14 protein-coding genes are annotated in these 20,640 nt (G+C 60.8%); 3 read left to right on the top strand and 11 right to left on the bottom strand.

Annotated features, from left to right (window positions below):
* Nucleotides 1–205: 205 nt before the first annotated feature.
* A complete protein-coding gene (gene kduD, locus AZF01_RS17070; protein ID WP_024709952.1) occupies nt 206–967 on the bottom strand; it encodes a 2-dehydro-3-deoxy-D-gluconate 5-dehydrogenase KduD in 762 nt (253 codons plus the stop codon).
* A gap of 116 nt (nt 968–1,083) precedes the next feature.
* On the bottom strand, nt 1,084–2,061 hold the full coding sequence (locus AZF01_RS17065; protein WP_036238352.1) for a TRAP transporter substrate-binding protein: 978 nt from the start codon (nt 2,059–2,061) through the stop codon (nt 1,084–1,086).
* Between the two features lie 456 nt (nt 2,062–2,517).
* Between AZF01_RS17065 and AZF01_RS17060 the strand changes: the two genes are divergently transcribed.
* On the top strand, nt 2,518–3,594 hold the full coding sequence (locus AZF01_RS17060) for an ABC transporter ATP-binding protein (protein ID WP_024709954.1): 1,077 nt from the start codon (nt 2,518–2,520) through the stop codon (nt 3,592–3,594).
* A 303-nt stretch (nt 3,595–3,897) separates the two neighbouring features.
* Here the strand turns inward: AZF01_RS17060 and AZF01_RS17055 are convergent, their stop codons facing one another.
* From AZF01_RS17055 to AZF01_RS17035, 5 genes are all read right to left on the bottom strand, one after another.
* Nucleotides 3,898–4,740 carry a carbohydrate ABC transporter permease gene (locus AZF01_RS17055; protein WP_024709955.1) on the bottom strand — a complete coding sequence of 281 codons (843 nt, stop codon included), beginning with the start codon at nt 4,738–4,740 and terminating at the stop codon, nt 3,898–3,900.
* A complete protein-coding gene (locus AZF01_RS17050) occupies nt 4,740–5,621 on the bottom strand; it encodes a carbohydrate ABC transporter permease (protein ID WP_024709956.1) in 882 nt (293 codons plus the stop codon). Before AZF01_RS17050 ends, AZF01_RS17055 begins: the two co-directional genes overlap by 1 nt.
* A gap of 67 nt (nt 5,622–5,688) precedes the next feature.
* Nucleotides 5,689–6,957 (bottom strand): extracellular solute-binding protein, encoded by a 1,269-nt coding sequence (locus AZF01_RS17045; RefSeq protein WP_197489668.1) that lies wholly within the window; start codon nt 6,955–6,957, stop codon nt 5,689–5,691.
* 277 nt (nt 6,958–7,234) lie between these two features.
* Complete coding sequence (locus AZF01_RS17040; protein ID WP_024709958.1) at nt 7,235–8,743, bottom strand: alpha-N-arabinofuranosidase; 1,509 nt, start codon at nt 8,741–8,743, stop codon at nt 7,235–7,237.
* Between the two features lie 126 nt (nt 8,744–8,869).
* Nucleotides 8,870–9,796, bottom strand: a complete 927-nt coding sequence (locus AZF01_RS17035) for a transcriptional regulator (RefSeq protein ID WP_024709959.1) — start codon at nt 9,794–9,796, stop codon at nt 8,870–8,872.
* 552 nt (nt 9,797–10,348) lie between these two features.
* Between AZF01_RS17035 and AZF01_RS17030 the strand changes: the two genes are divergently transcribed.
* Entirely contained in the window at nt 10,349–12,130 is a 1,782-nt protein-coding gene (locus AZF01_RS17030) for an SLC13 family permease (RefSeq protein ID WP_024709960.1), read from the top strand.
* Between the two features lie 285 nt (nt 12,131–12,415).
* On the opposite strand, the gene AZF01_RS17025 is transcribed toward AZF01_RS17030, so the two are convergent.
* The 4 genes from AZF01_RS17025 to AZF01_RS17010 form a co-directional block, all read right to left on the bottom strand.
* A complete protein-coding gene (locus AZF01_RS17025) occupies nt 12,416–14,530 on the bottom strand; it encodes a polysaccharide biosynthesis tyrosine autokinase (protein ID WP_024709961.1) in 2,115 nt (704 codons plus the stop codon).
* A 305-nt stretch (nt 14,531–14,835) separates the two neighbouring features.
* The gene (locus AZF01_RS17020) at nt 14,836–16,125 is read right to left on the bottom strand and encodes a TRAP transporter large permease (RefSeq protein ID WP_024709962.1); all 1,290 of its coding nucleotides are present in this window, start codon (nt 16,123–16,125) and stop codon (nt 14,836–14,838) included.
* Entirely contained in the window at nt 16,122–16,538 is a 417-nt protein-coding gene (locus AZF01_RS17015; RefSeq protein ID WP_244435617.1) for a TRAP transporter small permease, read from the bottom strand. The genes AZF01_RS17020 and AZF01_RS17015 overlap by 4 nt, the downstream gene beginning before the upstream one ends.
* A 95-nt stretch (nt 16,539–16,633) precedes the next feature.
* Nucleotides 16,634–17,641, bottom strand: a complete 1,008-nt coding sequence (locus AZF01_RS17010) for a TRAP transporter substrate-binding protein (protein WP_244435618.1) — start codon at nt 17,639–17,641, stop codon at nt 16,634–16,636.
* Nucleotides 17,642–18,164: 523 nt separating this feature from the next.
* Here AZF01_RS17010 and AZF01_RS17005 point away from each other — a divergent pair.
* Nucleotides 18,165–20,609, top strand: a complete 2,445-nt coding sequence (locus tag AZF01_RS17005) for a GH36-type glycosyl hydrolase domain-containing protein (protein WP_024709965.1) — start codon at nt 18,165–18,167, stop codon at nt 20,607–20,609.
* Nucleotides 20,610–20,640 lie beyond the last annotated feature (31 nt).

The following is a 20,640-nucleotide window of genomic DNA, read 5'->3' as shown; positions in this document are numbered from 1 at the left end:
CAGGATCATGATGGCAATATCATGCATCATGAAAACTAATTGCGAAATATGAAAGAATATTTCATATCAGGATGTGATGGCGGCATGCCCTGTCGCGCTCGGCAACGCGCAGAAGCCGCCGCGCCGATGCGCGCCGCCGCGTTTTTCTGAGTGAAGCGTGTTGAAGGCGGACCGCCTGACCGGCGATCCGCAAGCAGGCGTGGCCTCAGCGGGCGAGCCAGCCGCCATCGACGGCGATGGTATAGCCGTTGACATAGGAGGAGGCGTCGCTGGCAAGGAAGACCACCGGTCCCGCGAGATCGCGCGGCAAGCCCCAGCGCGCGGCAGGAATCCGACCGAGGATCTCGTTGCTGCGCTCTTCGTCGGCCCTGAGCGCCGCGGTGTTGTTGGTTGCCATGTAGCCGGGGGCGATGGCGTTGACGTTGATGCCGTGATGCGCCCATTCATTCGCCATCAGTTTGGTGATGCCCATGACGCCGCTTTTCGAGGCAGTGTAGGAGGGCACGCGAATCCCACCCTGGAACGACAGCATGGAGGCGATATTGACGATCTTGCCGCCATGGCCCTGTGCGATGAACCGGCGGGCGACGGCCTGGGAGAGGAAGAAGACGCTCTTGATGTTGATGTTCATCACGTCGTCCCAGTCCTTCTCGGAGAAGTCGACGGCATCCTCGCGGCGGATAATGCCGGCATTGTTGACCAGAATGTCGATCTTGCCGAATTCGCGAACGGCCGTGTCCACGATCTGAGGGATGTCGTCCTGCTTCATAAGATTGGCTTCGATCGACACGAAGCGGCGTCCAAGCGCCTCGACCTCGGCGATCGTTTCCGTCGGCGCGACGATATTGACGCCGACAATATCCGCGCCGGCTTCGGCCAGCGCGACGGCCATGCCCTGGCCAAGGCCGGTATCGCAGCCGGTGACGATGGCCGTTTTTCCGGAAAGGTGAAAATCATCGGTGATCATGGGTTTCTTCCAGTCTTTTGATGGAGGAAACGTTGCCGCAGCAACGTCTGGAAAAGAAAAGGCGCTCCCTGTTTTATGAGACAAGAAGCGCCTTCGCCGTCATGTCCGGGAGGACCTTATTGAGCGCTCTGGATGGCGTCGACCAACTGGCCGATTGCCGGATCCTGTTTGTATTCCTCGATCAGTGGGGCAACCTTCTCCTGGAAAGGCGCCTTGTCGGGGGTCACGATGGTGACGCCCATTTCCCCGATCTGCTGCATGGCCTCGTCGACGGCCTCGTTCCAGACCTGCTTCTGCGCCTGCGTGGCGTTCACCGCGGCCTCCTTGATAATGGCGATCTGCTCGTCCGTCAGCTTGTCCATCGCGGTTTTGGAGATCACCAGAAAGTCCGGAATGCGCAGGTGTTCGTCCAGCGAATAGCACTTGACCACTTCGCCATGGCGGCCGAGCGTCAGCGCCGTCGGGTTGTTTTCGGCGCCGTCGATGACCCCCTGCTGCAGGGCGGTGTAGATTTCGCCGTAGGGCAGGGGCGTGGGAATGCCGCCCATCAGTTCGACCATCCGGATCGAGGTATGCGAGTTGATGACGCGCAGCTTCTGGCCCTTGAGGTCGTCCGGCGTCTCGACGCATTTCGATTTGGTGTAGAACGAGCGGGCGCCGCTGTCGAAATAGGTGAGCCCCATGAAGCCGCTGTCGAGCGAAGCCTGGTAGACCGGATCGACGATCGGTCCGTCCATGACCTCGTAGAAATGCTCCTGGCTGTTGAACAGATAAGGCAGCGTGAAGGCCTGGTAGATCGGGTTGAAGTTTTCAAGGTTTGCGGCGCTGACGCGGGTGATGTCCACAGCGCCGTTCTGCACCTGCTCCAGAACCTCGCGCTCGGAGCCGAGAACGCCGTTCATGTAGAGCCGGATCTTGACCTCGCCGTCGGTCTTTTCCTCGACCTCTTCGGCAAACTGCTCGAGGATCACGCTCGTGGGATGATCGGCTGCCAGCGCGTCGGCCAGCTTCAGGCGAACGGCGGCGTCGGCCGAACCGGCTGCAAGCGTCATGCCTGCGGCCAATACGGCCAGTGCGGATGTCATTGTCTTCATTGTCTCACTCCCTGTGGCACATTGTTGTCCGCCGCCGCGGCGCTTAAACGCAAAGACAAACGGACAAGATGGGAATCATTATGCAGGATGAAATTATATTCTCAATATGAAAGAAAATTTCATATCCTTGGGATTTGGCAGGATGTGGTTCGCAAGGACAAAGGCGTGGGCGAAGCGCGATCTGCCCCGGGCGTGTTTGCCGAGCAATGCCGGCTCAGCGCGGTTTTCCGCAAGTCTCCCAGCTGACGGGACCGGCGCGAGGAGACGTCATGAAACCTCTCCGGACGCCGGCCCTGTCGTGCCTGCCGCGCGAGGCCGCTGACCGGGAGGCGGCCTTCAACCGGATGATGGCGACCGGCTTTGCCGGTCTCAAAAGAGTCCCGGAAACGGCCCTGTATATCTTGACTTCTGGTGCAGACCGGAAAGAATGGTTTGAAAACCTTTCGGGAGGAACAAATGGCCCCAATCAAGCTCGAGAACGTTTCCAAGAGTTTTGGGAACGTCAATGTTATCAACGATATCTCTCTTGCGGTAGAGGCCGGGGAGTTGATGGTGTTCCTCGGGCCCTCGGGTTCGGGAAAGTCGACGCTGCTGCGCATGATCGCCGGGCTTGAGACGATTGATGACGGGGCGTTGATGATCGATGGCGTTCGCAGCGAGAAACTGGCGCCCGGCCAGCGCAATGTTGCCATGGTTTTCCAGAACTATGCGCTTTATCCGCATATGACGGTGCGCGACAACATGGCTTTCGGACTGCGCAATATCGGCATGAGTGCGGATGCGATTGCCGAGCGCGTTCAGGAAGCGGCCCGCATGCTCGAAATGGAGGAGTTGCTTGACCGTCGTCCGGCCCAGCTTTCCGGGGGGCAGCGGCAGCGTGTCGCCATCGGCAGGGCGATCGTGAAGGAACCGAAGGCCTTTCTGTTTGACGAGCCGTTGTCGAACCTCGATGCGGCGCTGCGCGTCAGGACCCGCGTCGAGCTTGCCCAGCTGCACAACCGCATGAAGGCGACGATGATCTATGTCACGCATGACCAGACCGAGGCGATGACGCTCGCCGACCGGATCGTGGTGCTCAACAATTGCCGGATCGAGCAGATCGGCACGCCGATGGAAGTCTACCTGCGTCCGGCCTCGCGTTTCGTGGCCGGTTTTGTCGGCTCTCCGGGCATGAATTTCCTGAAGGCCGATCTGTCGGGAGACGGAGCGCATACGGTGCGCATCAATGACGGCTCCGTTCTTGAAATCGATATCCCCGAAGTCGCGGCCGGGCAGTATGAACTGGGCATACGTCCGGAATCCGTCCAGGTCGTCAGGGACGGCCAGGCGGCCGTCACGACGGCCACTGTCGGCGTGGTGGAGCGGCTTGGCGAACGGACGCTTCTCTACTGCACCCTCGCCGACGGCACGGAGCTGATCGCGACCGACAGCGGCCGGACCGAGGTCAAGACCGGCGACATGGTGCCGCTCGCCTTCGATGCGACGGCATGTCATCTCTTTGACGAAGCGGGACGCGCGTTCCACGTCCACTGACCGGCAAAGGGTCTGCGAAAATCAAGGCGCCGCGGCGGATTCGCCCGCGGCGTTTCGCATGCGGCACAGAGGAGAGAGGCGGAACCGCTTGCGGGCGGGCGCTCGGCGTCTCCGTCTGATGGCCCCGACCGAGCCGCGCCCTCGACGCTTGGAATCGCTGGGACGGGCTTGCCTTCCGCGTCCGGCCTTTGCGGATGTCGCCCCATTGCCGGGCGACGGTCTGGCAGGTCCGACGATCGCGTTTCCATTCCGGCCTGGATGAACGGCTTCGACGAACAAGCGGGTCCCGCCTTTCCCGACGATCTACCCCTTGATGCCGGCGGAAAGCGTGATGGCCTGGGTCACCTTCCGCTGGAAGACAAGATAGGCGAGGGCGACGGGGAGGCCGGCCAGGACGGCGGCGGACAGTTCGCGGGCGTAATACACCCCGAAGGCATCGTTCACCTGGGTAATGCCGACGGTGATGGTCATCATTTCCGTCTTCGTCACGGCCAGGAATGGCCACAGGAAGGCGTTCCAGGACCAGATGAAGGTCACGATCGCCAGTGCGGTCGTCACGCCCCAGTTCATCGGCATGTAGATGCGGGTGAGAATGCGCCACTCGGAGGCGCTGTCCATGGCCGCCGCCTCGCGGAAATCCTTCGGGACGTTATCGAAGAACTGCTTGTAGACGATGATGACCACCGGATGGATCAGCTGCGGCAGAACGATGCCGGCCCAGGTGTTGATGAAGCCGAAGCGGGCCATCAGCTCGAAATGGTTCACGATCAGAACCTGCATCGGCACCATGAAGCTTGCGAGGATCAGTACCCACAGGACCTTGCGGAAGGGAAATTCGAGTTGCGAGATGGCGTAACCGCAGAACATCGAGGATCCGACGGTCAGAACGGTGATGGCAACCGCCGTGACGATGGAATTCAGGTACCAGATGCCGATCTGTGTCTGCGTGAGCGCGAAGTAGTAGTGCGAGAAGGTGAGCGTTTCCGGCCAGAGCTCGATATAGCGTCGCACGACCTCGTCTTCGGGCTTCAGCGAGGAGATGACGCCCCAGTAGAGCGGGAAGGCCCAGACGACGGCAATGAAGACGGTCAGAAGCGTGATCGCCAGGCCGGCAATGTTGAGGCGCCTTGCTGTTGTCGCGTGCATCATGCCCTCCCTTTCGAAAGTCGCGTCAGCTGAAAGTTGAGAACGGAGACCACGATGACGAGGATGAACAGGACGACAGCCGCAGCCGCGGCACGGCCGCCCTGATCATACTGGAAGGCCCTCTGGAACACATAGTAGACGAGAACGAGATTGTCGTTCGGCCGGCCGCCGGTCGAAAACAGGTAGACCTGGTCGAAAATCTTCAGCTGCGAGATCAGTTGTATGGTCAGCACCAGCGCCGTCACCGGCCACATCAGCGGCCAGGTCAGCCGGCTGAAGGTTGTCAGGCGCGACGCATTGTCGAGCGCGGCCGCTTCGTAGATCTCGGCGGGTATTGCCCGCAGCCCCGCCAGAAACAGCAGGATCGAAAACCCGGCGGTCCACCAGATCGTGATCATGGCGACGGCCGGCATGAACCACACGGTCGACTTGAACACCGGCACCCGCTCCATGCCCAGGAGATCGAAAAGATACATGGCGATGCCGAACTGGAAGTTGAGCGTCCAGTCCCAGATGAGATAGACCACCGAAACCGGCAGAATATAGGGCAGGAAGAACAGGGCCAGGATCAGCGCCTGCAGCCTGCCCTTGAGCCGGTTGATGCCGAGCGCGATGCCGAAGGCCACCAGCGTTCCGGGAATAACGGTGAGGGCGACGAAATAGGCGGTGTTCCAGAAGGCCGTGTTGAAGCGCCGGTCGCCCCATAGCCGCGTGTAGTTGTCCAGGGCGACATATTCGCCGCCACCGATCAACGGCGCGTCCTGAAACGAGGTGATGAACATCCGGATCGTCGGATAAACGAAGATCAGTCCATAAATGACGATGAACGGAGCGACCAGCAACAGGGCGACGATCGCTTCATTCCGTTTGTTGCGGAGCATGGGGGGCCTCAGATCACGTTAGGCTGACGTGGGAACCGCCGGCGGCGTCGCCGGCGGTTCCGAGTGATTACTGAAGGTCGTTCAGCTCGTACTTGATTTCCTCCACCGCTTCGGCCGGTTCCATTTCGCCGTTGAGCGTCGGCACGAAATAGGTGGACATGACGTCGTAGATCGGCCCCGCCACACCGGCTAGCGGCGATTTGGGATCAAAGATCATGTTTTCCGTCAGGCTCGAATAGGTCGCGTTCGGTTCCATGGTCTGGTACTCGTCCGACTGCGTCACCGGTCCGTAGGCCGGAATATGGCCAGCGGTCGCCCAGAACAGCGAGTTCTGGGCCATCCACGAAATGACCTCCAGAACGGCAGCCCGCTTCTCCGGGCTCATCTCCTTGCCCGAATTGGCGGGAATCGCGAAGGTGTGGCTGTCCGCATAGGTCGAGGGGTGGTCGAAGATGACCGGAAGCTCGACAGCGCCCCATTCGAACAGTTTTCCCTGATCCTTCAGGTCGATCATCGTCGGAACTTCCCAGACGCCGTTGATCATCAACGGCGATTCGCCGGAGGTGAACAGGGCGACGGTCGCGGGATAGTCGGTATAGGTCGTCTGCAGCCCCTCATTGGTCCAGCCCTGCAGCGCCGCGAGCGTATTTTCGAGCTTTTCGGCGTTGTCTCCGGCGAGGAACTCGCCGTCGGTCATCAGTTCACCGTCCTGCTGGCCCATGAAGGAATAGATGGTGCGGAACATGAAGGTGCCGTCCGCAGTGGTCGAGGCGAGCGGATACTCGGACCCGGCCTCCTTGAGGCCCTTCAGCGTGGCTTCGAAGCCTTCGCGGGAATCGAGACCCATGGGCTTGCCGTCCTCGCTCAGAAGCCCGGCCGCCGCGAGGGCGTCCTTGTTATAATAGAGGACGATCGGGTGCGTGTCGAAGGGAACGGCGTACTGCTTGCCGTCCACGGTCACCGCGTCCCAGGTCGAAGGGGCATAATCGGCCTCGGAGAGGCCCATTGCCGACCAGTCGTCCGGCGTGATTTCCTGAAGGATGCCCTGACTGACGGCCAGCGGAATGCGGCTTGCGTGGTAGGTCATGATATCGGGGCCTTCGCCGATCGCCGCCGAGGTCCGGACCTTCGAGTAGAACGGGGTGCCCCATTCCAGCGTGGTCGCATCGATGGTGATCTCGCCTTCGTGGTCGGCATTGAAATCGGAGATCAGCTGCTTCATGCGAATGCCGTCGCCGCCGGAAAGGAAATCCCACCACGACACTGTTTCCTGGGCCTGAACCGGGCCGGCCAGCACCGCCGCCGCGATGATCGCACCCGAAGCCACACCAAGCATTTTCGACATTTTCTTCTCCTCACTTTTCAATGCGGCCTCCCGCCGCACGGTTGAAAACTCCGACGCATCGCATCCCGTGCAATGCGTCTGCCGGGCGCCGCCACGCCAATGCCGGCATGATGACGGCCAAGCGCATTCTCAGTTCTCCTGGCGGTCGGGACGCCGCCCGGTCCGAGCCGCCGAACGCCTCCGGCCTTCACCTTTCCGAGGCACCCGGTCACGCCGGATGCGCTTCGGGGATGCCGCGCGGGGCCGCATCCCGCCAGTCCGCCCTTGCCTAAAGCGTCACACGGATCATCGAGTAGGAATAGGGCGGCACCGTCAACGAGACCCTGCCATTCGTCAGGGTCGCGCCATCCTGTTTCACCGGCTTCACGTTCTCCGGATTGTCCTTCGTGTTCGCCGCCTCGAGATTCTCGTGCTTGATCAGCGTGTGCTCGACAGATTTGGCTTCGCCGAACCGTTCCAGCGCCAGGTCGATGGTCATCGGCTCTTCCCCATTGCGGTTGACGGCGAAGAAGGTCAGCGTGCCCGCGTCGTCGTCATGGACGCCCGCAATGTCGAGGTAGGAGACATCGGCAGCAACATCGGCATTGTAGCGCGCGCAGTCGACATCGAGAGCGAGCGCCGTGCCCCTGCCGAAACAGGAGGCAAACTGGAAGGGATAATAGATCGTCTGCTTCCAGGCCGCGCCGCCCGGCTCCGTCATGATCGGCGCGATCACGTTCACGAGCTGGGCGATGCAGGCGATGCGCACGACATCGGAGCGCCGGATGAAGGTATTGAGGATGCATCCGACCTGAAGAACGTCCTCGAAATTGTAGACATCCTCAAGCAGCACCGGCGCGTGCGGCCAGTCCCATTCCTTCATGCGTTTTTCGTCTGCTTCCCGCTCATGATACCAGACATTCCACTCATCGAAAGATATTTTCACATCTTTCTTCGAGCGTTTCTTCGCCTTGATATAGTCGATCACACCGCTGACTGAACCGATATAGCGGTCGAGCTTTTCCGGAAGCGCGAGATACTCGCGCGTGTTCTTCTCGTAGTTCATGAAATACATGTGCAGCGAGATATAATCGACCTGGTCATAGCTCTCGTCGAGAACCGTCGCCTCCCATTGCGGGAAGGTCGGCATGTCTGAATGGGAGGAGCCGCAGACGACCAGTTCGAGCTTGTCATCGAAAGACCGGATCGCCTTGGCGGTCTCATTGGCGAGATGGCCATATTCGGCCGCCGATTTGTGGCCGACCTGCCAGGGACCATCCATTTCGTTTCCGAGGCACCAGAGCTTGACGTTCCAGGGGTCGGCCTGACCGTTCTTGCGGCGCAGGTCCGACCAATAGGTGCCGCCCGGATGGTTGACATATTCGACAAAGTTACGGGCGGCGTCGAGGCCGCGCGAGCCGAGATTGACGGCCAGCATCATTTCGGTGTTGGCGGCCTCGGCCCATCGGGCGAATTCGTGAATGCCGACCTGGTTGGATTCCGCTGTCCGCCAGGCGAGATCGAGCCGCGTGGGGCGCTCGCTCTGGGGTCCGATCCCGTCCTCCCAGTTATAGGCCGAGACGAAATTGCCGCCGGGATAGCGGCAGATCGGCGTGTCGAGCTGACGCACGAGATCGATGACGTCGCGGCGCATGCCGTTTTCGTCTGCGGTGGGATGTTCAGGCTCATAGATGCCGGTGTATACTGCGCGTCCGAGATGCTCGAGGAACGAGCCATAGAGGCGTGGATCGATCGTGGAAATGGTGAAGTTCTTGTGCGCGGTAACGCGGGCCTGCATGGTATCTCCTCCGCAATTTAATTCTTGGTATAAACCAATATTTATGGATAATAAAGACCTGATCGAAACGTTCGTCAAGCCGATTTTTGCCGGGCGGATGTTTTCCGGGCGTAATTTTCCGGCCTTCTATTGGGTGGTCATGCGCAGGACGATGTCCTGGTCGTAATTGCCGAAACCCTTGCCGAAGATGTTGACCCCGCCGGGATGGCGGGCGTCCTCGCGCACGCTGATCGACAGGCGGATCGAGTGGTGCCGGTCAAGCTGAAGGTCGGCGAGGCAGACATCGGATATCCTGATTCCGTCGACATAGGATCCGGAGCCGGAGACGCGGAAGCGCTTCAGCATGCCGTATTGCGAGCCCTTCAGCTTCCACCAGTCCGGCGTGAACGAGCCGCGGCGGTCCCCGTAGTCGCCCGGCGATGTCCAGTGGCCGATGTCGATGCCGTTGACGGTGATCGTGATATCGGAGGGCCAGTCCGGGTTCGTCCCCGGCGTTTCGGAGGAGAGTTCCATCGAGAACTCGATCTCCGTGACATCAAGGTTCGCGAGCCGGGCATTATTGGGAAACTGGTATTCCACGGTGCCGCGGGTGAACCAGATCAGCCCGGCCTTCATGCGCGCCGGATCGAGAAACGAATCGGGCACGTCGAGCAGCCCGATAATGCTCTCGTCGGTGCAGAGCCCGCATGGCGCGCTGACGTCGAAAGCGGTGTAGAGGCCGACTGGCATCGACACCTCGATACCGTCCTCGCGGCGCTCTTCCGCCGCCTCGCCGAAAACGATGGCGATCTCGTCGTAAATATTGGTGCAAAGCTTCTGGCTTCCCTTGCGCGCCCGCTGGCTTTCCGTGCGGATCAGCCCGGCCTCTTCCAGCAATTGCACGCTGAGGGAGACCGTTGACTGCGGCAGGTCCAGGCTTTCGCCGATCTCCTTCACATTGAGCGCGCCCTTGCGACGCAACAGTTTGAGAACGGCGATGCGCGCGGGCGCGGCCAGCCCCTTGATGACCTGGAAATCCTTTTCAGGATCGACGACGAGGAAATTTCTTGGCATGGGTGTTCACTGCTGGAAGGCCGTTGTCAGAAAAGTTTCATATCAGGATTCTTGGCATGGTCAAACGCCGACGGGCCTGCCGCTCCTGCCGGCCTCCGGAGCGGAAACGGCGGCAGCATCCCCGGGCTCGCATTCCGGGCGGCAGATCGTCGCGCGCATACGGCCGGCGAAGCGAGCCGCCTGGAATTGCCTTTGCTCCAGCGGATGCTCACGGCCGGCACTCGCCGCATGGTTCGCCGAGGCCGGCGGCTCAGGCAGAAGGTTGGAGAATGCGGGTTTCCGTCCGCTCGGGGAGAATGAAGGCGAGTGCCCAGGTCGCACCGTTCGGCAAGCGGCCGTTCGGAACCGGCCGCCCGGCAGCGACGTTGTTTCACGATTGTGTTCATGCGACAGGCCGATTAAAACGGACACGCCGCAGCTTTGTTCATCCCGCGGGGCGGCGACGATCGTTCGCAGGCGGGCCGTTTGTCACTTCCGAGATCGCCAGCACCTCGGGAGCGAGGGAATGAATATCAACATTTGCTTTAAGGCCGGAAAGCGGAACGGAAAGTTATGATCGCGCTCATCGGCGTTTCCCCTGCCATCGCGGCGCTTGTGCTTCTGGCGCTTCTTTTCGCCGCCTTCACGATCGAAAAATACCCTCCCGATGTGACCGCCGTCATCGGCGCGGCGCTGTTCATCGTCCTTGGCCTTGTGCCGGCGGATGATGTGATGGCCGTGTTTTCAAGCTCTGCTCCGATCACGATCGGGGCGATGTTTGTGGTTTCCGGGGCTTTGCTGCGCACCGGCGTGCTGGATGCCCTCGCGGACTTCATTGTGGAACGGGCCAAATCACACCCCGCCCTTGCCATTGTGATCTTCATCATCATCGCGGCATCGGCTTCCGCCTTCATGAACAGCACGCCGGTTGTTCTTGTTCTCATTCCGGTTGTCGTCCGCCTGGCGGCCAGTCTGAGCATGGCGCCCACGCGATTGCTGATACCGCTCTCCTACACGGCGATACTCGGCGGGACCTGTACATTGATCGGCACGTCGACAAATCTTCTCGTCGCCGGGGTGGCGCAGCAGAACGGACTGGATGCTTTCTCGATTTTCGAGATCGCGCCGGTCGGCGTCATCTCGGCGATCGTGGGCGGCGTGTCCGTCTTTGTCCTCGGCAAATTCCTGCTGCCGCACCGGGATACGGATCAGACTGTGGGCAATGAAGAGACGCCGTTTCTGTCCGAGGTCACCGTGCTGTCCGATTATGCCGGGGTCGGCAAACGACTGTCCGAGGTCAGTGATTTTCAGCGTTCCGGCATCCGGGTGACGGGCATAAGGCGCGGAAGCGAGATCGAACGAAGCGATCTCCCCGAACACATCCTTCAGGAGGGCGACGCCGTGATCCTCATCGCCCCGACATCCGAGCTCCTGACCTTCGAGGAACTGGCCGGCCTGCAGGTCGGCCTGCGGCGATCGGTTCTGTTGGAACCCGATGCCGAAATTCGTGTGGCAGAGGTCATCGTGTCGCCTTCACGCAGAAGCTCGGGCAGGCGCATTGCGGATCTCGCTCTCGGGCGGCGTGCCGGCATGCGCGTCCTCGGCGCCTATCGAGCCAGCCATGTGGCAGGGCCGGACCTGCCCAACGTTCAGTTGCGCCCGGCCGACAAGCTTCTTCTTGAAGGCACGTCGGAAGGATTCGGCGACTTGTCGAGGGTGGGGGACGTCGTTTCGGTTACGGAACCCGGCGGCCGCGCCTTCCGGCGGCGACAGGCGCCGATTGCCGTCCTGACCCTGGCCGGCATCGTCAGCCTTGCCGCATTCAACGTCCTGCCGATCGGGATTCTCGCCCTTCTGGGCGTCGCAGTCATCCTTGCGCTGCGCTGCATTGACAGCGACGAAGCCTGGCAGACCATCGACGGATCCATTCTCGTCCTGATCTTCGCGATGCTGATCGTCGGCGCCGGCCTGGAAAACAGCGGCGCCGTGGAACTCGTCGTGCGCATGCTGAAGCCGTGGCTGGAAAACCTGTCGCCGATGCTGATGCTGCTGGCGGTCTATTTCGTTGGCTCCGTGCTGACGGAAACCGTCACCAACAATGCCGTCGCGGTTGTCTACACGCCGGTTGTCATTGCGCTCGCCACCCAGCTTGGTCTAGACCCCCGGCCTTTTGTCGTCGCCGTCATGTTCTCCGCCAGCGCAAGCTTTGCGACGCCGATCGGCTACCAGACCAATACGCTTGTCTACGGCGCGGGCAACTACCGGTTCAGCGACTTCCTGAAGATGGGAATCCCGATGAACATCATCGTCGGCCTGACGTCCGTCTTCGCGATCGGCCTCTTCTTCCCGATGTGAGTGCGCCTTACTGCAGCGGCCGGCGCGTTGCGCCACCTCGAGAAACCCTGGGTGAAGGGGTGGGCTAGCCAGTCCCTTCCGCAGGCGGTCAGAAGTCCGGTCACCGGTCCCGTCCCGAGCCGTCCCGTTTCGCCTGCAGGCGGGACGCGCGGCTCAGGCTTTTTCCGCGCCGGTCAGGCTTGACTAGAGCATTTTGCGGTCAGATGAAAACATCTGACGTTCGGGAAAATGCGTCAAAACAAGCAAATAGAGCGGATTCGCGTTTCCACCAAAGGCGGAACCGCTCTAGTCGGCCTTGTAGTAGTCGTCGCCATAATTGGCGGCATAGCCGTAACCGTAGCCATAACTATAGCCATAGCGCTTGAAGCCTTTCGGGTCGATCTGGTTGAGGACAAGGCCGCCGATCACGTCGCGCGAGAACAGGCTCATGGCTTCCTCGACCTGCTGGTGATGGGTCGAATCCCACTTCACGACGAACAGGACGGCATCGACGAACTGGCTGACGACACGGGCATCGGGCACGATCAGGACGGGAGGCGTGTCAATGATGACGATGTCATATGCCTCCCGCGCTTCCGCCAGGAGCCTTTGCATGCTTCCCGAGGTCAAAATGTCGGCCGCATTTGCCTCCGTCTTTTCGCCGAAGAGTATGTCGATCCCGTATTCCGCACGGTGCGAAACGGCGTCCTTTAGGCTTGTGTCTCCGGTAAGGGCGGAGATCAGGCCGGTGCCGCTGTTGTTTTTGCCGAAATACTGTTCGAGTGAACGCCGGCGCAGGTCGCCCTCAATGAGGAGAACGCTCTTGCCCATGCCGACAAAATTCAGCGCGAGAGAGGCCGCGATGGTCGTTTTGCCTTCGCCCGGTATCGAAGAGGTCGTCATGAGAAGCTTGGGCGGCTGGTCAATATTGCCGAGCAGCACCGACGTTCTCAGGTTGCGAATGGCCTCGGTAACGGGTGATGTGGGGTTTTCCAGAACGTAGCTGAGCACGCCCTTCCTGTTGCGGCTGGCGATCAGCGGTATCTGCCCGGTCACGCGTATGCCCGTGAACTGTTCCAGTTCCTGGGAAGAGCGGAAGGTCCGCTTGCGCAGTTCGAGCAGAAGCACGATGCCGCTTCCGAGGGCGAAGCCCAAAAACGTGCTCATCAGCACGATCAGCTTCTTGTTCGGCTGGGATGGCTCCAGCGGCACGACGGCATAGGACAGGATCCGGCTATCGGATTGCTGGATGCCTTGCTGTGCCGAAGTCTCCTTCAGCCTGGCGAGAAAATACTCATAAAGCGTGCGATTGGCTTCCGCCTCGCGCGTCAGCTGTTCCAGTTCAACGAAAGCCTCGCTTTCGGTCTGGATCTTCTCTTCCAGAATGCTTTCAGATGTGCGCAGCGTGTTGAGCTGGGAATCCGCTTCCGAAACGGAGCGCCGGGCGCGCTCGACCAGCGAAGCGAACTGGGCATCGAAACGGCGGGCCGCATCGGGGTCGGTCTGTGCCCGGACCGCGAGACCGTCGAGCAGGCTGTTGTCAGCGATGGCTGCCTTTTCGGGATAGGTTTCAGCCGAAGAGACCTGGGCGAGAAACTGACTTGCCTCCTCGGCATCGCGTGACGTCGCTTGAATCCGATCGCGCAATGATCTCAGCTGCCGCTCGAGGCCGGACAGGACGTCAGGCGAGATCATCGGCGTATTCGTCTTGAACTCCTTGACGGCGTTCTCCGATTTCTGGAGGCTCAGCCTCAACTCGCTCACCTGGTCACTCAACCAGTCGATCGCCTGCATGGTCGCGTCGCGTTTGACGTCAATCTGGCTCTGAACATATTGTTCGGCCACGGCATCGGCGAGCCGGGCCGACTTTTCCGGCTCTTCGGTGCGGGCCGTTATCCTGAACGCCGTGGTGTTGGGCACGACCAGAACCGAATAGCTTTCCAGAACATGATCGATCACCTGGTCTCTCAGAAGGCTTTCGGAGAGGATCTCCTCATCGGCCCCGAGGTTGTTCCCGGCCGGCAGGAATGACGTGATCGCATCCTTTATCCGGTCCGCCAGGTCCGGCTCCTGCAGCGTCGTGTTGAATTCCGGGTCGGACATGAGATCGAGCTCATCGACCACCTTGCCGACAAGAATGCGGGACCGCATGACTTCGATCTCGGTCTGAACCACCGTTTCGTCGTTTGTCAGCTGGCTCAGGACACTGGGCAGATCAACGATCTGCTCCGACTGGCTGTTCAGCATCACGACGGAGTTGGCGCTGTAGATCGGCGTCGTCAGCATAATCGCGTAATAAACGCCGAAGCCCGCAAAAATGGCGGTCACAAATGCAATGATGAACTTGCCGCGCCAGAAGACCTGAAAGAGTTTTCCGAGGTCAATTTCGTCGTCGTCGTTAAGGTTTTGAATTTGATTCATATCAGCCCGTTGTTTTTTCAAGGCGCTCTGTAGGCAAAAAGTGAGGCGAACCCTAGGGGATAAAAAAGATTTCCCGAAAAATAAACTTATCCAAACAAGAATGATCCTAGCCGCCGTGCGGGCGAAAATCTAGATGGGAAGTGGCCGGAGAAATCGGAACGGCCGAGATAAATGAGGTTCGGCCTTCCCCGCCGTCTTGTCGGCGAGCGCCGGCGTCGATTTCGAGCATGCTGCCTTCGTCCCAAAATCCGGTCTGCGCAGGGCAGCTTTCAAAGGCGCGTGTCAGGGGAGGCACTGCACATTGATCACATCATCGACGGTATGGCGAGCGCGATCGCCGGGAAGGCGATCAGCAGGGCGATGCGGACGATGTCCATGGCGACGAAGGGAAGGAGGCCGGAGAAGATCGTTCTGAGGCTCACATCGCGCACCACCGTGTTGAGCACGAAAGCGTTCATGCCGACCGGCGGTGTGATGTAGCTCACTTCCGTGATGACGACGACGAAGATGCCGAACCAGATCAGGTCGAAGCCCTGTGCCGCCACGATCGGATAGAAGATCGGCACGGTCAGCGTAATCATCGAAAGCCCCTCCAGCACGCAGCCGAGCAGAAGATAGACGATCAGGATGGCGATGATGGTGGCATAAGGCCCGTTGCCGAACATCGACAGGGCCGACTGGATATCGGCCGTCATGCCCGACAGGTTGACATAATTGGTGAAGGTCAGCGCGCCGAACAGGATGAAGAACATCATCGCTGTGGTCTTGGCGGTGGAATAGAGAATGTCGCCGAGGTCCGAAAGTCTCAGCCGGCCGGAGAGCAGCGCGAGCAGGAAGGCGCCGAAGGCGCCCATGCCGGCGCTTTCCGTTGGCGTGAAGATGCCGAGATAGATGCCGCCCATGACGAAGACAAAGAGCAGGAGCGCGCCCGCCGTGCCCTTCAGCGCCAGAAACCGCTGCTTCAGCGGGAGTTTCGTCTCCGCCGGTAGGTCCTGCTTTGAAAGGCGCACCGAGATCATCACCGCGATCGCGTAGCCGAAAATGCCGAGGAGGCCGGGCAGAATGCCGGCCATGAACAGCTTGCCGATATTCTGCTGCGTCATGATGCCGTAGAATACCAGAATGACCGAGGGCGGGATCAGGATGCCGAGCGTGCCGCCGGCGGCAATCGAGGCGGTGGCCAGGCTGTCGGGATAGCCGAAACGGCGCATGGAGGGCAGCGCGATCCTCGACATGGTGGCAGCCGTTGCCAGCGACGAGCCGCAGACGGAGGAAAACCCGCCGCAGGCGGCAACCGTTGCCAGGGCCAGCCCGCCCTTGCGGTGCCGGAGCCATGCATGGGCGCTGTCATAAAGCTCGCGGGCAATGCCGGACTGGACGACGAAATTGCCCATCAGCAGGAAAAGGGGCATCACCGTCAGCGTGTAGGAGCGGCCATTGTCGAAGAAGGTGGCGCCGAGCAGCGCGAATGACGGCTTCAGGCCGATGATCGAGGCCGTGCCGATAACGCCGACAAGCGTCAGCGAAAAGGCGATCGGCATGCCGACGAGGAGCAGCGCGACCAGCGCCGCAATTCCGATGGGCCACTCGATCATTTCATTCTCTTGAATAGCGCGGCAAGCGCGAGGGCGAGCGTGATGAGCGCCGAGAGGCCGGCAAAGACCGCGCAGAACCAGACGACCGGGGCGACGGGAAGGCGCAGCGAATTGGTGACGAGATTATAGCCGCCGACCTGCGCGCCGTAGATGTAAAGCCGCCATGCGATGATGCCGAGAACGCCGGAGGAGACAAGACCGGTAACAAGCAGCCGCGGACGCTCGCTCCAGCGCGGCAGCGATTTCGTCACGAGATCAACGGTGACATGGCCGCCGTCGAGGCAGACGGCCGGAAGGCCGAGATAGACGAGGGAGACGAGAAGCAGTTCGGAAAGCTCCGCCGCGCCCTTGACCGGTGCATTGAGGAGATAGCGGCCGATGACATCGAAGACGGTAAGGCACATCAGTGCCATCAAGAGGGCTCCGGCGGTTACGCTCAAGACAATGCGAAGGCCGCGAGCCAGAGGGCTCGCGGCGCCCGCGCGTTCGGAAACAAGGTCTGCGTCGCTCATTCAGCCTGCAGTGCTTCGATGTTTTCCTTCATCATCGCAACGGCCTTTTCGGACGGAATGCCGGCGGCATCGATCTCGGCAAGCTTGGCCTCGACCACCGGCGCGACCATTTTGCTGATCGCGTCAACCTGTTCGGGGGTTGCGTCGTGGAAGGTCACCTTGCCCTGCATGGCCTCGAAACCGGCCGCATCAGCCGAGTCCCAGGCCTGGCCCGCCAGCCGCGCCAGCGCCTCGCCGGAGACGCTGTCAATCGCGGCCTGGTCTTCGGGCGAGAGCCCTTCCCAGGTATCCTTGTTCATCACAACGAAAAAGGAGGTGTTGTAGAGCCCGCCCGGAATGACAAGCGCCTGATCGACCAGATCCGTCAGACCGAAGAAGTTGACGGACTCGTAGGGAAAGGTGATGCCGTCGGCGACGCCCTGCGACAGAAGCTCGTAGGTCTGCGAGGAGGGGCCTTCGACCGGAACGCCGCCGAGCGCGCTCACCAGTTCATGAACGATGCCGCCGCCGACGCGGATCTTCGCGCCGTCGATCGTCGAAAGCTCGGAAAGGTCGCCGCCCTTCATGAACACCTGGCCGGGACCGTGGGTGAAGACGGCGAGCACATGCACGTCGTCATATTCGCCGGCTTCCTTCAGCAGGCTGTCCCATGTGCGCCAGTAGGCCACCGAGGTTTCCTCGGCCGTATCGCCCCAGAACGGGATCTCGGCGAGGTTTGTGGTGCGGAAACGGCCGGGGTTGTAGCCCTGCACGCCGAAGGTGATATCAGCGACGCCGTTGACGGCGAGATCGTACTGGGCCGGCGGCGGCCCGAGCGGCGCCGGAAGGATGCTGGCCGTCACCCGTCCGTCGGTCGCTTCGGAAATCGAGGCCGCGAAAGGCGCGATCACATCGGCCACCAGCGGATGCGACGGCGGCAACCAGTTGGCGACCGTCAGCGTCTCGGCGCTTGCCGCCTGGCCTATGAACAGCGCGCCCGCGAGCGCGCTTGCCGATCTCAGCATGATCTTCATCTTTCCCCACTCAAGGTTTTTAAAGGACTTTGCGGTGGCGAAGAAGCTGGACCAGGCCGGCTTCGATTGTCAATCGGGAAAGCGCCGCAAGCCGGCTTCCGCCCTGCGCATTGGCGCATGGCAGGAGAGGTTTTGCAACAGCGTGCGCCGCCGGTGCGGCGAAAGGCGTCCTCGGGCCTGTCGTAACCCGTGCGGCCGGTTTCCGGAAATCCGTCGAAAACGCCGCGGCGGCATTTGCTGCAACGTTACAGATTCTCGGCCAGATTAACGATGTTCAGGTCAGACAAGAGCGACATGGCATCGAAAGCACGTCATGTTGCATGCGCTTGAGGTTTTGACACAAAGGTAAATATCTGGCGTTTAAAGCGCTTTGGGGTGCCAATTTATGCGATTAATCGCAATCTCTGGCTTTTGGTATCCTGTTTTCTGTGCTAGGGAGTCTGCGCTGGAGGAACGAAGGCTGTTCGACCTGAAACGATACGGTAAGCCTGCACCAAGGATGGGATTTCAAAAAATGAAATACGGTTTTTTCGACGACGTCGCGCGCGAATATGTGATCACACGCCCTGATACGCCCTATCCGTGGATCAATTATATCGGCTGCGAGGGCTATTTCGGCATCCTGTCGGGCACCGCCGGCGGCTATTCCTACTACCGCGATGCGCGCCTGCGCCGCATTACCCGCGGCCGCTACAACAATGTGCCGTATGACAATGGCGGCCGGTACGTCTATGTCCGCGACAATGAGGACGGCGATTTCTGGTCGCCAACCTGGATGCCGACGCAGTCGGCGGTCGAGGATTTCGCCTGCCGCCACGGCATGGGCTATTCGACGATTGGTTCAAAACGCAACGGCATCCGTGTCTCCAACCGCTATTTCGTGCCGCTTGGCGAGACGCTGGAAATCTGGCAGCTGACCGTCACCAATGAGCGCCTCGTGCCGGCAGACCTTTCGCTGTTTTCCTCGGTCGAGTTCTGCCTGTGGGACGCGCTGGACGACCAGAGCAACTTCCAGCGCAATCTCTCGACCGGTCAGGTCGAGGTCGAAGACGAGGTCATCTACCACAAGACCGAATATCGCGAGCGCCGCAATCATTTCGCCTATTTCGCCTGCTCCGAGCCACTGGCCGGTTATGACACGGCCCGCGAGGAATTCCTCGGACCCTGGCGCGGCTGGGACAAGCCGGTTGCCGTTGCCGAGGGCAGGTCGCGCAATTCCGTCGCCCATGGCTGGTCGCCGATGGGCTCGCATCAGGTGAAGATGACGTTGCAGCCCGGCGAGACTCGCCAGGTGATCTTCGTGCTCGGCTATCACGAGAACGACAAGGACGCGAAATTCGACCCGCCCGGCTCGCAGAGGATCAACAAGAAGACGGTGAAACCCGTCATCGACAAATATCTCGATGCCGGAAATGTAGAAGCGGCGTTTGCCGCGCTCGGCAAGCACTGGGACGATCTTCTCGGCGTCTATCAGGCGGAAACGCCCGATATCCATACCGACCGCATGGTCAATATCTGGAACGCGTACCAGTGCATGGCGACCTTCAACATGTCGCGCTCGGCCTCCTCGTTTGAAAGCGGCATCGGTCGCGGCCTCGGCTTCCGCGATTCCAACCAGGACCTGCTCGGCTTCGTTCACATGGTTCCGGAGCGCGCCCGGGAGCGCATTCTCGACATCGCCGCCACTCAGTTGTCGTCCGGCGGCGCCTATCACCAGTATCAGCCGCTGACGAAGAAGGGCAATAACGACATTGGCGGCGACTTCAACGATGATCCGCACTGGCTGATCATCGGCGTTGCCGCCTATCTCAAGGAAACCGGCGACTTCTCGATCCTTGAAGAGCCCGTCGTGTTCGACAACCAGCCCGGCACGGAAGAGCCGCTCTACGCCCACCTCCAGCGTTCCATGCAGTATGCGCTGGACCGCATCGGCCCGCACGGCCTGCCGCTCATAGGCCGCGCCGACTGGAACGATTGCCTCAACCTCAACTGCTTCTCCGACACGCCCGGCGAAAGTTTTCAAACGACCACCAGCAAGGATGGCAAGGTTGCGGAAAGCGTGTTCATTGCCGGTCTTATGGTGCTTTCGGCGAAGGAGCTGTCCGACATTGCAAAAGAGACCGGAAAGGCGGAGGACGCCGAGTTCTACGCAAAGGTGTCGAAGGACATGGACGCCACGATCCGCGAACATGGCTGGGACGGCGACTGGTTCATCCGCGCCTATGACGATTTCGGCCGGCCGATCGGCTCCAAAGAAAACGCGGAAGGCAAGATCTATATCGAAAGCCAGGGCTTCTGCACGCTCGCCGGCGTCGGCGTGGAAGACGGCAAGGCCCGCAAGGCGCTCGATTCGGTGGCGAAACATCTGGCGACGCCGCACGGCATCGTCGTGCTGCAGCCGGCCTATACCAAATATTATATCGAGTATGGCGAGATCTCGACCTATCCGCCGGGCTACAAGGAAAATGCCGGCATCTTCTGCCACAACAATCCCTGGGTGGTGATCGGAGAGACCGTACTTGGCAATGGCGATGCGGCGTTTGACTATTACACCCGCATCAATCCGTCGGCGCGCGAGGGCATTTCCGATACCCACCGGCTGGAGCCCTATGTCTATGCCCAGATGATCGCCGGCCGCGATGCGACCCGCCACGGCGAGGCCAAGAATTCCTGGCTGACGGGGACGGCGGCCTGGAACTATTATGCCGCGACCCAGTTCATTCTCGGCATCCGTCCGGAATATGAGGGCCTGCGCGTCGCGCCGGTGATCCCGGAACGCTGGACCGGCTTTAGGGTGAAGCGCACCTGGCGCGGCGTGACCTACGACATTGCCGTCACCCGCAAGGGCCCCGGCAATGACGTGGCGCTGACCGTCGACGGCAATGCGATCGAGGGCAATCTGATCGCCCCGCCGGCCGAAGGCGTTACCACTGTCAAGGTCGAGGCCGTGATCGGCTGACGAAAATACGAGGGTCGGAACCGGTGCGCGC

Origin of the sequence: Martelella sp. AD-3 (assembly GCF_001578105.1) — a bacterium.
Classification (GTDB): Bacteria; Pseudomonadota; Alphaproteobacteria; order Rhizobiales; family Rhizobiaceae; genus Martelella.
Note: the sequence above shows the minus strand (reverse complement) of the source record. Positions and strands in the feature narration are given on the sequence as shown.

Excerpts from the sequence above, each read along its gene's own strand:
- kduD (WP_024709952.1), bottom strand. The coding sequence starts at position 967 with ATGATCACCGATGATTTTCACCTTTCCGGAAAAACGGCCATCGTCACC.
- AZF01_RS17065 (WP_036238352.1), bottom strand. The coding sequence starts at position 2,061 with ATGAAGACAATGACATCCGCACTGGCCGTATTGGCCGCAGGCATGACG.
- AZF01_RS17060 (WP_024709954.1), top strand. The coding sequence starts at position 2,518 with ATGGCCCCAATCAAGCTCGAGAACGTTTCCAAGAGTTTTGGGAACGTC.
- AZF01_RS17055 (WP_024709955.1), bottom strand. The coding sequence starts at position 4,740 with ATGCACGCGACAACAGCAAGGCGCCTCAACATTGCCGGCCTGGCGATC.
- AZF01_RS17050 (WP_024709956.1), bottom strand. The coding sequence starts at position 5,621 with ATGCTCCGCAACAAACGGAATGAAGCGATCGTCGCCCTGTTGCTGGTC.
- AZF01_RS17045 (WP_197489668.1), bottom strand. The coding sequence starts at position 6,957 with ATGCTTGGTGTGGCTTCGGGTGCGATCATCGCGGCGGCGGTGCTGGCC.
- AZF01_RS17040 (WP_024709958.1), bottom strand. The coding sequence starts at position 8,743 with ATGCAGGCCCGCGTTACCGCGCACAAGAACTTCACCATTTCCACGATC.
- AZF01_RS17035 (WP_024709959.1), bottom strand. The coding sequence starts at position 9,796 with ATGCCAAGAAATTTCCTCGTCGTCGATCCTGAAAAGGATTTCCAGGTC.
- AZF01_RS17030 (WP_024709960.1), top strand. The coding sequence starts at position 10,349 with ATGATCGCGCTCATCGGCGTTTCCCCTGCCATCGCGGCGCTTGTGCTT.
- AZF01_RS17025 (WP_024709961.1), bottom strand. The coding sequence starts at position 14,530 with ATGAATCAAATTCAAAACCTTAACGACGACGACGAAATTGACCTCGGA.
- AZF01_RS17020 (WP_024709962.1), bottom strand. The coding sequence starts at position 16,125 with ATGATCGAGTGGCCCATCGGAATTGCGGCGCTGGTCGCGCTGCTCCTC.
- AZF01_RS17015 (WP_244435617.1), bottom strand. The coding sequence starts at position 16,538 with ATGGCACTGATGTGCCTTACCGTCTTCGATGTCATCGGCCGCTATCTC.
- AZF01_RS17010 (WP_244435618.1), bottom strand. The coding sequence starts at position 17,641 with ATGCTGAGATCGGCAAGCGCGCTCGCGGGCGCGCTGTTCATAGGCCAG.
- AZF01_RS17005 (WP_024709965.1), top strand. The coding sequence starts at position 18,165 with ATGAAATACGGTTTTTTCGACGACGTCGCGCGCGAATATGTGATCACA.